Below are 12,946 nucleotides of genomic sequence, written 5' to 3' on the forward strand. Positions count from 1 at the left end.
ACAATATGCAAAAGAAAAAGGTTTAGGAATATGGAAAAAGAGTGAAATAAAATTAAAAATTATAAATATAAATTATGATGCACCCGGAAATGATAACTTTAATTTAAATGGTGAGTGGGTTGAAATAAAGAATTTAGGAGCTGAACCTGTTAATATGAAAAGTTTCGTTTTAAAGGATTCAGCAAATCATGTTTTCACCTTTCCAGATTTTATTTTAAATCCAAATTCAACTGTAAAAATTTATTCTGGTTGTGGAACTAATTCAAAAGATTCTCTTTATTGGTGTTCAACTGGTGCAATCTGGAATAATGATACAGATACTGCATTTTTATATGACAATAAAGGCAATTTAATTGATAAATATACTTATCCTTAAAATTTCCTTATAAGGAGTAAATATGATAGAAAGTAATAACATAAAATGGAAAATTTATATAGATGGAGATAAAAATTATATTGAAGATTTAATATTTGTTTTAAAAAATTTAAATTTTAATGAAATTATTTATAAAGAGGGAGAAGAATATTTATTAGATAGTAAAATTTTTAAAGAAATTGATGATGCTAAAAAACTTTCTGAAAAAGTTAAAACTTTTTTAACATTTTTATCTAATACTTTTATTTTCAAAAAATTTAAGGAGTTCCATTTAATAAAATCAAAAATAAATTTATCAGAAGTAAAAGAATTTATTATTCAATTAATCTCTAACTATATCAAATACAAAGTAAAAAGATTTAATGAAAATTAATATTTAAATTTTAATTAATTGGAGGTCAAATGAAAGCAGTAATCTATGCAAGAGTTTCTTCTGATGAACAAGCAGATAGGGGACTCTCAATTCCAACTCAAATAAAAATTTGTAAAGATTTCATTCTTAGACAAGGTTGGACTTTTATAAGAGAATATATCGATGAAGCAATATCAGGGCTTAAAAGTGATAGACCTTCATTTATGGAAATGCTATCTGATGCACAAAATAAAAAGTTTGACATTATTGTAGTATATTCACTCTCAAGATTTTCAAGAGATAGATTTGATGCAATAACAAAAAAGAAACTTTTAAAAGACCTTGGAATTGAAGTAATTTCAGCAACTGAACCAATTGATTCAAACACACCAGAAGGGAAACTCCTTGAAGGAATTATTGAATCAATAAATGAATTTTACTCTGCAAACCTTTCAAGAGAAACATTTAGAGGACTTAAAGCAAATGCAGAAATGGGGTTTTGGAATGGTGGAACTCCTCCTCTTGGATTTAAAAGAAAAGAAATTTTATTTAATGGAGTTAAAAAATCTGTATATGAAATTGATGAAAAAGAGGCACTAATTGTTAAAAAAATTTTTCAATATTTTCTTGAAGGTTATGGTATTAAAAAAATCTGTATATTTTTGAATGAAGAAGGTTTCAGAACAAGAAAAGGCGAAATTTTTACTCCATCAACCGTAAGAGGTATTTTAAAAAATGAAGCGTATATTGGAAATTTGATATGGAATAAACAAGATAAAAAAAGAAAAGGTGTTAAATATAAGGATAAAAATTTATGGGTTAAAAAAGAAGGAGTTTTTCCGCAAATAGTTGATAGAAAAACATTTTATACAGCACAAAAAATATTTGAAGAAAATAGTTTAAATCACTCTCCAAAAAGTGTATCAAATCCATACATTCTTTCAGGTTTACTTAAATGTGGAAAATGTGGTTCAAACTATATAATCCAGCATGTTTACAAAAATTATAATGTAAAAAAAGATGCAAGTAGTTATTACAAGGTTGCTTTAAAACAAAAATTAGCTTCATCTTATTGTGATAATATAGTTCTTAAAAAAGATATGATTGAAAGAGAAATTTTAGAAATTGTTATTAATAAAATTTACTCTGAAGAAAATATAAGAAAAATTTTTGAGTTATTCAAAAGCAATAATAATTTGAAAATTGAAGAGAGTGAAAGTTATGAGAAGAATTTAAAAAAAGAGTTGAGAGAAATTCAAGAAAAGATAAATAACATAGTTATTGCAATCGAAAAAGGTTTTATTGAAGAAACATTTAAGGAGAGGTTGAATGAGTTAAAAGATAAAGAAAAAGAGTTAAAGAAAAAATTAGATGATTTAAAAAATTTAGGGAAGTTTAATTATTCATTAGAAAATATAATTAATTTTGGGAATTTACTGAAAAGGTTAATTCCTTCACTTCCAAAAGAAAAAATTAATAGAATATTAAAAATATTCATTGAGAAAATTTTAGTTTACCATGATAGGTGCGAAATATATTACACTTTTGACCCTATTGCATTATCTTTAGATAAAAACTTTAATGATAATTCAAATAAAGAAACAGTTTTTATAAAAGATGGTGAAATTCCTGATAATTTGAACTCTGATTTATCTAAACTCTTAGAACCTATCTTTCAGTCTTATACATGGTGCCGAGGGACGGAATCGAACCGCCGACACGAGGATTTTCAGTCCTCTGCTCTACCAACTGAGCTACCTCGGCACCTTGCTAACTATGGTGGGCGAGAGAGGAATCGAACCTCTGACCTCCTGTTTGTAAGACAGGCGTTCTAACCGCTGAACTACCCGCCCAAAAGGTCTTTAATTATATTACAAAAAGGACCACTCTTTGTCAAGTATAAATTACAATAAACTCAAAGAAGATAATATTTCTTTTATTTTATTAACTTTTTCCTCACTATCTTCTAAAAGTGGAACTCTAACTTTTCTATTTATTGGGAAACCTAAAAGATTTAATGCTATTTTAATTGCTCCTGCAAAAGAAGAAGAATGTTTGTAAATTTCAAAAAGTTTCATAACTTTTCTATGAGAATCAATAAAACCCTCAAATTCTTTATTTTCAAAATTAATTAATAAATTTCTTAAAAGTTGAGGTGCAAAATTAGAAAGCGCAACAATTCCTCCATCACCACCAGATAAAAGAGTTGATGCAAGATAGAGTTCAACTCCAGTTAATACTGAAAAATCTTCTCTTTTTTCTTTTATTGAAATTAAATCTTTTATATAGGCTAAACTATCAATTGTTGCTTTCACTCCAACCAATCTTTCACACTCAAGAGCAATCTCTTTTATTAAATCTACTGGTAAAGAATATCCTGTACAAGAGGGTATATTATAAATCAATAAATCAAGAGTTGAATTTTTTAAAATATAATAAAAGAAGTTTTTAATTCCATCCCTATCAGGAACAAGGTAATATGGAGGAGTTGAAACAATTGCATCTACTTTTAAATTTTCTGATATTTCAATCAATTTAAATATATCTTTAATTGATGTTGATGTTATGTGAGAAAAAATTTTTGAATCTTTTCCTACAACATTTTTAACAAATTTTAAAACCTCAATTCTTTCATCAACAGATAATGAGGTAAACTCACCAGTTGTTGCATTTACAAAAAAACCATCCACTTTGTCTTTTAAAAATAAAAGTAAATTTTCAAAACCTTTAAAATCAATTTCACCCTTTTCATCAAATGGTGTAATTAAAGGTGTGATAATTCCATTATACTTTCCTTTTTTCATATTTACCTCCTTATCATATTATAAGGTAAAATTAAAATAAGAAAAAATTAAAGGAGGAGGTTTTTATGAATGAGTTGAGATTTCAAGAGTTAAATTCTATTAAAGAAGAATTGGGAATTTCTCTGTATATTTCTATAAACCCATCTATTGGTAAAATTGAAATTTTAAATATAACAAAAAAATTAATTGAAAATATTAAAGAAAATATAAAAAGCGAAGAAAGAGAAACCTTTGAAAAATCAAAAGAAAATCTTTTTAACTATCTTGAGGGAATTAGAGTAAAAGGTAAATCACTTTTCATTTTTTCTTCTCCAAAAAATATCTATGAATTCTTCTTTGAGTTTCCATTAAGAAATGAAATTATATTTGGTAAACCAAATTTTTACCAATTTTATTGGGCTCAAATTGAATATCCAGATTTTGGAATTGTTGATTTTAAAGAAGATAAATTTTCTTTTTATAAAGTTATCTTTTTCAAAGAGAACCTTATCTTTGAAGAAAAACCAAAAGTTGATACATCTACATGGAGAAGAAAACATATTATGCCACCTTCTGCTCCAAAAAGTGGAGTGAGTATCGGTGCAGTTGGTGGTGGAGACCTAAAAGATGCTTTTGAAGAAAAATATCTTCTTTACATTGAAAAATATTTAAGCGAATTTAAGGAGAAAGTTATTAAAAACTCTGAAGATTTAAAAATAATCTTTGTAAATTCTGATGCAGAGGAGAATATTGATATGGTTTTAAACATAAATCCAATTTCACAAAAATTTATTAAACTCAATGCACCATCAAATGCTTCTTTGCATGAAATTATAAATCTTGGAATTAAAAAAATTGAAGAGATTAATAAAAATGAAGAAAAAGAGATTCTTAGGACTCTTTTTGATAGGGCATCTACTAGTAATCTCGCAGGTGTTGGGCTATTATCAACTTTAAAAGTTCTACAAGATGGGAGAGTGAATAAATTAATCATTTCTGAAAATTTAAATAAGTTTGTTAAAGAGTGTAAAAATTGTGGTTATTTTTACGCTGAAAGAGAAAGTTGTCCTGTTTGTAATTCTAAAGAATATGAGATAAAGAATATAAAGTATCATCTTCATGAACTATGCAAAAAATATAAAAGTGATTTATTTATTTTACATGGTAATGAAGCAAAACAACTTGATTTGAATGAGGGAATTGGTGCTCTTTGGAGGTTTTAGAGTGTGTAAAATTTACACACTGAGTTTATAAAAAATAGAGGTGTTTGAATTCAACTTTTCTGTTCTTTTCTTCAATAATCTCATTTAATTTTTCCTTGTCTTCTTCATTAAGTTCATTTTGATTATTAATTTTTGAATTATAAAAAATGAATATAGAGAAAATTATTCCAACTATGAAGAAAATGAGAGCAAGAAAAAGTATTAAAACTAAAACAACTAAAGGCAAACTCATCTTCACCTCCTACCTATTATATGCAAATTTTATGCCAGATATAAAAAGGGAATTTGTAACAAATGAATTTAAAAAAGAGTATAAATAGATGTAAAAGGAGGTAATTATGGATGTAAAGCAAGAGAAGATTTTAGGTGGAATTGGAGCAATTTTAACAGTTTTCTTTATAATACCAGTTATCGGATGGATAATCTCATTTGTTGGGTTAATTTTAATTGCTATTTCAATTAAAGGTTTAAGTGACAAATTAAATGAAAGAAAAATTTTTACGAACTATCTTGTTTCAATAATTTTTTTCTTTTTATCAGGTTTTGTTCTAATTGGAACAGTCATTTTAAAGATATTAAAATTAATTAAAAATCTTCCAGAAATATTTGATAATAATTTCTTTAATTTTGAATATAGATACGATTTATTTACAGGAAGAAGATTTTTTAGAGGACATCCTGAAATGCTTCCAAGATTAAAAGAGTTTTTCTCAAACCTAGATGGTAAAATATGGATAATAATAATTATTATTTTGATTATATGGATTCTTTTGATTATTGGAGGAGTTTTTAAAAAATTAAGTTTTGAGAAGCTTTCAGAAAAAATAAAAATTGATAATTTTAAACTAAGTGGATTACTTATTTTTCTTGGAACAATTCTTGTGCCTCTTTTTGGTATTGGAATAATTTTAATTCTAATTGGTGTTATTTTTGAAATAATCTCCTTCTTCTCAATAAAAGATAAACTTGAACTTCAAGAGACTTCTTCTTGACAATAGATAAAAAATTCTTATAATTGATTTTAAAGGGCCTCTAGCTCAGTTGGTCAGAGCGCATCCCTGATAAGGATGAGGTCTCTGGTTCGAGTCCAGAGAGGCCCACCATTTTTTTAAAATCCTATTTTAATCTTTTAATTTCCTCTTTTTTATATTCTTTTTGAACTCCATCTGGAAATTCAACATAGATTGTTCCTTTGAAGGGTGAAATAGAAAAAACTTTCCCCCTTTTTCCATCAGCCTCAACCTCTTCATCTATATTTGGGTAATCTTTTTCAAGTTCCTCATAAATTAAAAGTTCATAATATAAACAACATTTGAGTCGACCGCAAATTCCTGAAATTTTATGTGGATTAACATTTAAACTCTGTTTTCTTGCCATATCGAGTGTTATAGTTTTAAATTCAGTTAGAAACCTTGAGCAACATAACTCCCTGCCACAATCTCCAATTCCTCCAACAATTTTAACTTCATCTCTTGGACCAATTTGCCAAAGTTCAATTCTTGTTTTAAAAGTTGAAGCAAGATCTCTTACAAGATTTCTAAAGTCTACTCTTCCATCTGCTGTAAAGTAAAAAGTAAGTTTTTTTCTATCTAATGAGTAGTGAGCAAGAACAAGATTCATCTGAAGTCCATGTTTTTGAACTTTCATCTTACATATTTCAAATGCTTTATTTTCATCTCTCATATTATCTCTTAGTTTTTTCTCATCTTCATTTGTGTAAACTCTTAGAAATTTACAGATAACCTCTTTCTTTTCTTCTGATTCAAAGATAGGACTTCTTACTTCACCAACTTCCTCTACTTTATCTCTTTCAATAACAACTTTATCATACTTATTAAGATTTATATCTTCATTAACTTCACACAAATATATTTTTTTATCAAGGTGAATAAGTTTCACATATATGTATCTCATACATATAAACCTCCAGTCAACTCAATTATATCTAAAAGAAGTTTTCTTAAAATTAAGTTTAGATTTATATTATATTTTAAATTTTTCTCAAATTCAATTAGTAGTTCCCCTATTTTTATTAGATTTTCTAAACTTAAAACCACTTGAGTCTCATAAATATCTTTTAAAAAATCTATATTTATTATCTGAGACTCATCTCTTGACCTTTTAATAGTTATCATATCTTTTACAATTTCTTCAAATAAAATTATTGCTTCTTCTATTTTCTCTGTTTTTAATAATTCACTTAAAATAAAAATGTAATTGAGATCTCTCTTTAAAAAACTTAAAAAGACTTCGATTAACTTTTTCCTCTTAACAAATTCTTTTTCATCTAAATAAAGAAGTGCTCTCTTTAAACTTCCATCTGCAATTCTTGATATTAAATCAACTGTTTCAATATCTTCAATCTTATCTTTTAAAAACTCTTTTATCTCCTCTCTTCTAAGAGGAGAAAAGTGAATTTTAAAACACCTTGAAATAATTGTCTCCTGTATCATATCAGGAAGATGTGTTATCAAAATAAAAATTGTTCTTTTTGGTGGTTCTTCAAGAATTTTTAAAAAACTATTCGATGCTTCAAGTGTCAATAGATGTGCATCATTTATAATGTTTACTCTAAAATTTTTATCAGGGTTAAGATAACTTAACTCTTTTAATTTTCTTATTTCATCAATTCCAATACTTTTATCTTTTTCTATTATATAGGTATCTTTTGATAACTCCTCCTCTTTTAATTCATTAAGATAATTTGAAAAAAACTTTGCACATAAAAATTTTCCAATACCCTCTTTTCCAAAAAATAGAAATGTATTAGGAATTTTTTTTTCCTCAATTATCTTTACTAATAGCCTTTTTGGTATATCTTGACCTATAACTTTCTCAAACACTCTTTAATTTATTTATAACATATTCATAAATTTTATAATTAGATTCTCTTTCAAAAGCAATTTCAAATTCTGGAGGTGATTTTCCATCTATAAACATTAAATGTGCCTCAAGTGAGGTTATGTTATATTTCTCATTTATTTCCAAAAAATATCTTTGTGATGAATCTGGATAATCTTTTGTTGGATTTGTAATTAAAAATATAAATTTATAAATATCCTCTTTACTAATTTTTATAATTCCGCTTTCTTCAATTATTTTTGCGAGTTGAAAATCTTGCTCTTTAAATTTTAATGAATATTTGTCAAGAGTATCAATTGCATCTGCAAGATAGATACCTAATGCAACTGATTTTGAATATAGTTTTCCTGCAAATAAAACTGCAAGGTCATCTGAAACTCCACTTCCTTTCTTATGTCTTATATATTGAAATCTAATTGATGGATGTTCAAGAAAAATTGAGTAATTTTTCTCATCATAATCAATTATTAAACCAATTTCTTTATAAAAAGGAATTTTATCTTCATTATCTTCATGTGCTAAATATTCACCATCTATATCTAATTTATCTAATACTGAGAAATCAACAAGATATGGTGTTCCTCCGCCTATATTTATTTTATAAATTTTTTCAACCTCTTTTCTTGTATCATAATTATCCATCAACCCACCCAGGTAAAGACCTAAAAGAATTTCTCTTGCTTCAATTTCTAATTCATTAAAAATTGGGACTCTTAAAATTGGCTCACCATTTTTATTTAAAAGTTTATAAACTCTTTCATTATTTATAACTCTTTCAACAAAATCATAAATCTCATCAATTAAACTTTGTCTTGCTGATCTTATTGCAAAAGCATCAAAACCAAGAGCAAAAACAATATCATTCATTGTTGTATCAACAAATCTTTTTCCAGAAAACTCACCATGTCCGTTATGAGCATGACCTTCTATTGTTTGCATCAAAATTAAATCTCTTACCTCTTTTGATGTTCTTAATTTTACTTTTTCTTTTAAACTTTCAAAATCTTTTATTATTAAATTAACTGGTGGAATTTTCATTGATTTTTTGTTTTATATAAAAGTTTATAAAAACTAACTCCTATATGTTCATATTCAACAACAACTTCTTTTGGAACTTTTAAAATTGTTGGTGAAAAGTTCCAAATTGAGTTTATTCCAGCTTCAACAAATATATCAACAATTCCTTGGGCCTCTTTTGGAGGAACACATATTATCCCAATTTTTACTTTTTTATTTTCCATAAGATAATCTTTAAGATATCTTACATCTCTTACAAAAATGCCTCTTATTAGTTTTCCAATTTTATTTGGATTATTATCAAAAAATGAATCAAAAATAATTTTGCTCTTTTTAAATGAATCATATCCTACAACTGCTTGACCTAAACTTCCTGCTCCAACTATTACTGCGTGAGTTATGGAATTTAATTTAAAAATTTTTTTAAGTGCAGTCTTTAATTTTGGAACCTCATATCCAATTTTTGCTTTTCCTTCAATCTCTTTAAAATATAAAAAATCTTGTCTTACAGTTGATGGAGAAACACCTGCTAACTTTCCTAACTCTTCACTTGAAATAAACCTTTTTTTAACAGGTAAGGTTATTAAAATTTCATAGTAAATCGCTAACCTCTCAAGTGTTTTGTTTGATATTTTTCTCTCTTTTTTTATGTTTTTCATTTAACAATATAATAATTTAAGTTATTATATTTGTCAACTTTATTCAAAATTTTTTAATTGTTATAATTGATTTATGGGATTACTTGGAGCACATGTTTCAATTGCTGGTGGTGTAAAAAATGCTCCTTTAAATGGAGAAAAAATAGGTTGTGATGCTATTCAAATTTTTACAAAAAATCAGAGACAGTGGTATGCAAAAGAGTATAGCGAAGAGGAGATAAAAGAGTATTTTGATAATTTAAAAAAAACAAAAATAAAAAAGGTTTGTGCTCATTCTTCTTATCTTATTAACCTTGCTTCTCCTAATGATGAGATTTATAAAAAATCAATTGATGCATTAATTGATGATTTAAAAAGATGTGAGATGTTAAAAATTCCTTTTGAAGTTATACATCCAGGTTCACATCTTGGTGAAGGATTAGAAAAGGGAATTGAAAGAATAATAAAAGGGATTGATAAAGTCTTTAAAAAAGTAAAATTTACAGGAATTGCTTTAGAAACAGTTGCAGGACAAGGCTCAAATATAGGTTTCAACTTTGAACAATTAAGAGATATTATAAATGGAGTAAAAGAAAAAGATAGAGTTTTTGTTTGTTTTGATACAGCACATGCATTTGAGTCAGGTTATGATATTAGAACAGAGAAGGGTTTTGGAAAAGTTTTAGATGAATTTGATAAAATAATTGGTATTGAAAAACTTGTTGTTTTTCATCTTAATGATTCTAAAACAGATTGTGGTTCTAATGTTGATAGACATGAAAATATTGGAAAAGGAGTTTTGGGTCTCGAGCCATTTAGATTTTTAGTTAATTCAAAAGATTTTGAAGATCATCCTATGATACTTGAAACTCCAGGTGGAGATGATATGTATATCGAAGATCTAAAGACACTAAATTTATTAAGAAGTTTAATTAAATAGTATTCCTTAATAAACTATTAATTATATCCTTTTTAGATTCTTTAATTATAAATTCTTTGATAAAATAATTCAATTTAATAGAAACCTGTTTGACAAATATTAAAAATTTTTTATAATATTTATAGTGGGCTCGTAGCTCAACGGCAGAGCGGGTGGCTCATAACCACTAGGTTCTAGGTTCGAATCCTAGCGAGCCCACCATGAGGTATTAATGCAAATAGAGAAGAGGGTTGTTTCACTTCTTTATAAACTCCAGTCTCTTGATCTTAAAATCTTTTTTATTGATAATAACAATCTTGAAAAAACTTTAAAAAATTTAAATAATGAGATAAATAAATTAAAAGAAGATTTTAAAAATTTAAATAATTTAATTAAAGAGAAAGAACTTCAAATAAAAAGTTTGGAAGGCGAAATTGAAGAGATAAACACAAAATATAGAAAACTTAAAGATACACTTTCAAGTGGAAAAAAGATGAATGAAAAAGAAATATCATCAATTAATCATGAGTTGGGAAGATTACAAAGTTTAAAGAAAAGAAATGAAGATGATATTTTAGAGATACAAGAGTATATTGAAAAAACAAAAGATAAAATTTCAAAAATTCAGAAAGAAATCCAATCAAAAGAAGAGAATTACAAAATTGAAGAAGAGAGAGTAAAAATAGAACTTGATAAATTAAATAAAGAAAGAGAGGAAATTGTTAAAAAAAGAGAGGAGTTAATAAAAGAGATTCCAGAAGAAACTCTTTTATTTTATGAAAGAGAAAATTTAAAATTTGGAAGAAGGATTGTCTCAATTGTTGAAGATGAAAGATGTAGTGAATGTGGGGTAATTTTACCAGTTGGAATCTTAAATAGTTTAAAAAATGGAACATATTCAATTAAATGTGAAAATTGTGGGAGAATTTTAATTTTAAAAAAGGATTTAGAGGGTGATATTTAATCTTGTCTTCAACTTTATTTTGGGGTTAGTAATTGGAAGTTTTTTAAATGTTTTGATATATAGAATACCAAGGAAAATTGGGGTTACAAGTGGAAGAAGTTTTTGTCCAAATTGCGGTCATAAGCTTACCCTTTTTGATTTAATACCAATTTTTTCTTTTATATTTTTAAGAGGAAGATGTAGATATTGTAATGAAAAAATCTCAGTGGTTTATCCTATAATAGAAATATTAACTGGTCTTGTTTTTTTATTTTCCTTTCTTTTTTTTGGTTATTCTATTTATTATTTAAAATTTGTTATTTTCTCATCAGTTTTAATAGTTATTTCAATAATTGACCTTCAAACAATGGAAATTCCAGATGAACCATTTTTGTTTGGGATGTTCTTTGGATTTATTTTTTTTATTATTGAAAAAAACTATTTTAATACACTCTTGGGTTTAATAATACCACCAGCAATTTTCTTTTTAATAATAATTCTTTCAAAAGGAGGAATGGGTGGGGGTGATTTTAAATTATCTTTTCTTTTTGGACTGTATTTAGGGTTTCCTAAAATAATTCCTTGGTTTTTTCTCTCTTTTATTATTGGATTTTTCCCCGCAATATATATGCTAATAACAAAAAAGGGTACAAGAAAAACTCCTCTTCCTTTTGGACCATTCATGTCTCTTTCAGGAATAATTACATTTTTATTTGGAAATGAAATTATTAGATTTTACAATTATTTAATGTTATAATATAAAACAAATGGCTAGTTTATTTGGAGGAAAAACACCTTTAATAGGACTTGATTTGGGCTCAGGATATTTAAAAATAGCCCAATTAAAAGAGACAACAAAAGGGCTTAATCTTGTAAACATAGGCCTTCTTCCAACACCAAAAGGCGCAATTGAAAATGCAAAAATTGTTAATCCAGATGAAATAGCTGAGGGAATAAGAACTCTTTTGAGAATGTATTCATTCATTGGAAAAAGGGTAGTAACGTCTGTTTCAGGTCAACTTGTCACTGTAAGAACTTTAATTGTTGATAAATTACCTGAAAAGGAACTTGATGAAGTTATAAAATGGGAAGTTCAAAAATTAATTCCATTTAAAATTGAAGAGGCAAGTTTTGATTATCAAATTCTTGGTACAACTCCAGAATCACAAGGCCAAAAACTTTCAATTATTGCAGCAGCAGCAAGTTTAGATATTATAAACAGTATTGTTTCAGCAATTAAATTAGCAAAACTTGAACCAGTTGCAATTGAAATTGAATCATTTGCACAACTTAGATTGCTAGATTACACATATAAAGAAAATTATCAAAATAACATTATAATTCTAATTAATTCTGGTTATACATTTACAAACATAAATATTATTGAAGATGGAATATTAAGATTCACAAGAACAATACCTTTTGGTGGAAGAAATTTAATAAGAGTTATTCAAGATGGTTTAAAAATTAATGAAAAAGATGCTGAAACATACCTTGTAACAGCTTGTGATTTAAGAGTTGAAAAATATCCAAAAGATTCGGAAACATATAGGTTAACTGAATTAATTGTCCCACTAATCGAAGAGTTTGCACTTGAAATAAGAAGATCAATTATTTATTATCAAGGACTTCCAAATTTTTCAGGTAAAAATTTTTTAATTATTTTAGGTGGTGGAGCATCAAGATTAAAAGGACTTGTTGACTTTATGAGGTCATACCTTAAAGTAGATGTTATTCTTGATGACTTACTTCTAAAAGGAGTTGTTTTTAATCCTAAACTTTTCACAGAAGATTACTTAAGGGAGATGTCGCCATTCTTTACAGTGGCAGTTG

Annotated in this window: 15 protein-coding genes and 4 tRNA genes; 10 read left to right on the plus strand and 9 right to left on the minus strand. The window is 26.5% G+C overall.

Features of this window, described 5'->3' with window-relative positions:
- On the plus strand, positions 1–376 hold a 376-nt coding region (locus tag N3D74_06245), incomplete at its 5' end, for a lamin tail domain-containing protein (GenBank protein ID MCX8095768.1).
- 22 nt (positions 377–398) lie between these two features.
- On the plus strand, positions 399–749 hold the full coding sequence (locus tag N3D74_06250) for a hypothetical protein (GenBank protein MCX8095769.1): 351 nt from the start codon (positions 399–401) through the stop codon (positions 747–749).
- A 97-nt stretch (positions 750–846) separates the two neighbouring features.
- Here the strand turns inward: N3D74_06250 and N3D74_06255 are convergent, their stop codons facing one another.
- From N3D74_06255 to N3D74_06270, 4 genes are all read right to left on the minus strand, one after another.
- Positions 847–1,116, minus strand: a complete 270-nt coding sequence (locus N3D74_06255) for a hypothetical protein (protein ID MCX8095770.1) — start codon at positions 1,114–1,116, stop codon at positions 847–849.
- Between the two features lie 1,300 nt (positions 1,117–2,416).
- A tRNA-Phe gene (locus tag N3D74_06260) sits at positions 2,417–2,492 on the minus strand.
- A gap of 13 nt (positions 2,493–2,505) precedes the next feature.
- A tRNA-Val gene (locus tag N3D74_06265) sits at positions 2,506–2,581 on the minus strand.
- Positions 2,582–2,632: 51 nt separating this feature from the next.
- Positions 2,633–3,532, minus strand: a complete 900-nt coding sequence (locus N3D74_06270; protein ID MCX8095771.1) for a dihydrodipicolinate synthase family protein — start codon at positions 3,530–3,532, stop codon at positions 2,633–2,635.
- Between the two features lie 65 nt (positions 3,533–3,597).
- Here N3D74_06270 and N3D74_06275 point away from each other — a divergent pair, with 65 nt between their 5' ends.
- On the plus strand, positions 3,598–4,734 hold the full coding sequence (locus N3D74_06275; protein MCX8095772.1) for a hypothetical protein: 1,137 nt from the start codon (positions 3,598–3,600) through the stop codon (positions 4,732–4,734).
- A gap of 25 nt (positions 4,735–4,759) precedes the next feature.
- Here N3D74_06275 and N3D74_06280 read toward each other — a convergent pair whose 3' ends face one another.
- Complete coding sequence (locus N3D74_06280; protein MCX8095773.1) at positions 4,760–4,966, minus strand: hypothetical protein; 207 nt, start codon at positions 4,964–4,966, stop codon at positions 4,760–4,762.
- Between the two features lie 106 nt (positions 4,967–5,072).
- Here N3D74_06280 and N3D74_06285 point away from each other — a divergent pair, with 106 nt between their 5' ends.
- Positions 5,073–5,726: a DUF996 domain-containing protein gene (locus N3D74_06285; protein MCX8095774.1), complete on the plus strand. Its 654-nt coding sequence runs from the start codon at positions 5,073–5,075 to the stop codon at positions 5,724–5,726.
- Positions 5,727–5,760: 34 nt separating this feature from the next.
- Positions 5,761–5,837: transfer RNA gene (locus tag N3D74_06290), tRNA-Ile, on the plus strand.
- A 13-nt stretch (positions 5,838–5,850) separates the two neighbouring features.
- On the opposite strand, the gene N3D74_06295 is transcribed toward N3D74_06290, so the two are convergent.
- Genes N3D74_06295 through N3D74_06310 form a run of 4 tightly spaced genes read right to left on the minus strand, consistent with a single transcriptional unit; the run spans position 5,851 to position 9,272 of the window.
- Positions 5,851–6,648, minus strand: coding sequence for a stage 0 sporulation protein (locus N3D74_06295; protein MCX8095775.1), 798 nt, complete (start codon positions 6,646–6,648; stop codon positions 5,851–5,853).
- Positions 6,645–7,577 (minus strand): hypothetical protein, encoded by a 933-nt coding sequence (locus N3D74_06300; protein MCX8095776.1) that lies wholly within the window; start codon positions 7,575–7,577, stop codon positions 6,645–6,647. Before N3D74_06300 ends, N3D74_06295 begins: the two co-directional genes overlap by 4 nt.
- Positions 7,570–8,634, minus strand: a complete 1,065-nt coding sequence (locus N3D74_06305; GenBank protein ID MCX8095777.1) for a hypothetical protein — start codon at positions 8,632–8,634, stop codon at positions 7,570–7,572. The genes N3D74_06300 and N3D74_06305 overlap by 8 nt, the downstream gene beginning before the upstream one ends.
- Complete coding sequence (locus N3D74_06310) at positions 8,631–9,272, minus strand: redox-sensing transcriptional repressor Rex (GenBank protein MCX8095778.1); 642 nt, start codon at positions 9,270–9,272, stop codon at positions 8,631–8,633. Before N3D74_06310 ends, N3D74_06305 begins: the two co-directional genes overlap by 4 nt.
- A 73-nt stretch (positions 9,273–9,345) precedes the next feature.
- Between N3D74_06310 and N3D74_06315 the strand changes: the two genes are divergently transcribed.
- From N3D74_06315 to pilM, 5 genes are all read left to right on the plus strand, one after another.
- Complete coding sequence (locus N3D74_06315; GenBank protein ID MCX8095779.1) at positions 9,346–10,191, plus strand: deoxyribonuclease IV; 846 nt, start codon at positions 9,346–9,348, stop codon at positions 10,189–10,191.
- Positions 10,192–10,317: 126 nt separating this feature from the next.
- Positions 10,318–10,392, plus strand: a tRNA-Ile gene (locus tag N3D74_06320).
- Between the two features lie 10 nt (positions 10,393–10,402).
- A complete protein-coding gene (locus N3D74_06325) occupies positions 10,403–11,134 on the plus strand; it encodes a hypothetical protein (GenBank protein ID MCX8095780.1) in 732 nt (243 codons plus the stop codon).
- Positions 11,124–11,870, plus strand: a complete 747-nt coding sequence (locus N3D74_06330) for a prepilin peptidase (GenBank protein ID MCX8095781.1) — start codon at positions 11,124–11,126, stop codon at positions 11,868–11,870. The genes N3D74_06325 and N3D74_06330 overlap by 11 nt, the downstream gene beginning before the upstream one ends.
- A gap of 10 nt (positions 11,871–11,880) precedes the next feature.
- Positions 11,881–12,946 (plus strand): type IV pilus assembly protein PilM (gene pilM / locus N3D74_06335; protein MCX8095782.1); only part of this gene is annotated, 1,066 nt, incomplete at its 3' end.

The organism is Caldisericia bacterium, from assembly GCA_026414995.1.
Taxonomy (GTDB): domain Bacteria; phylum Caldisericota; class Caldisericia; order B22-G15; family B22-G15; genus JAAYUH01.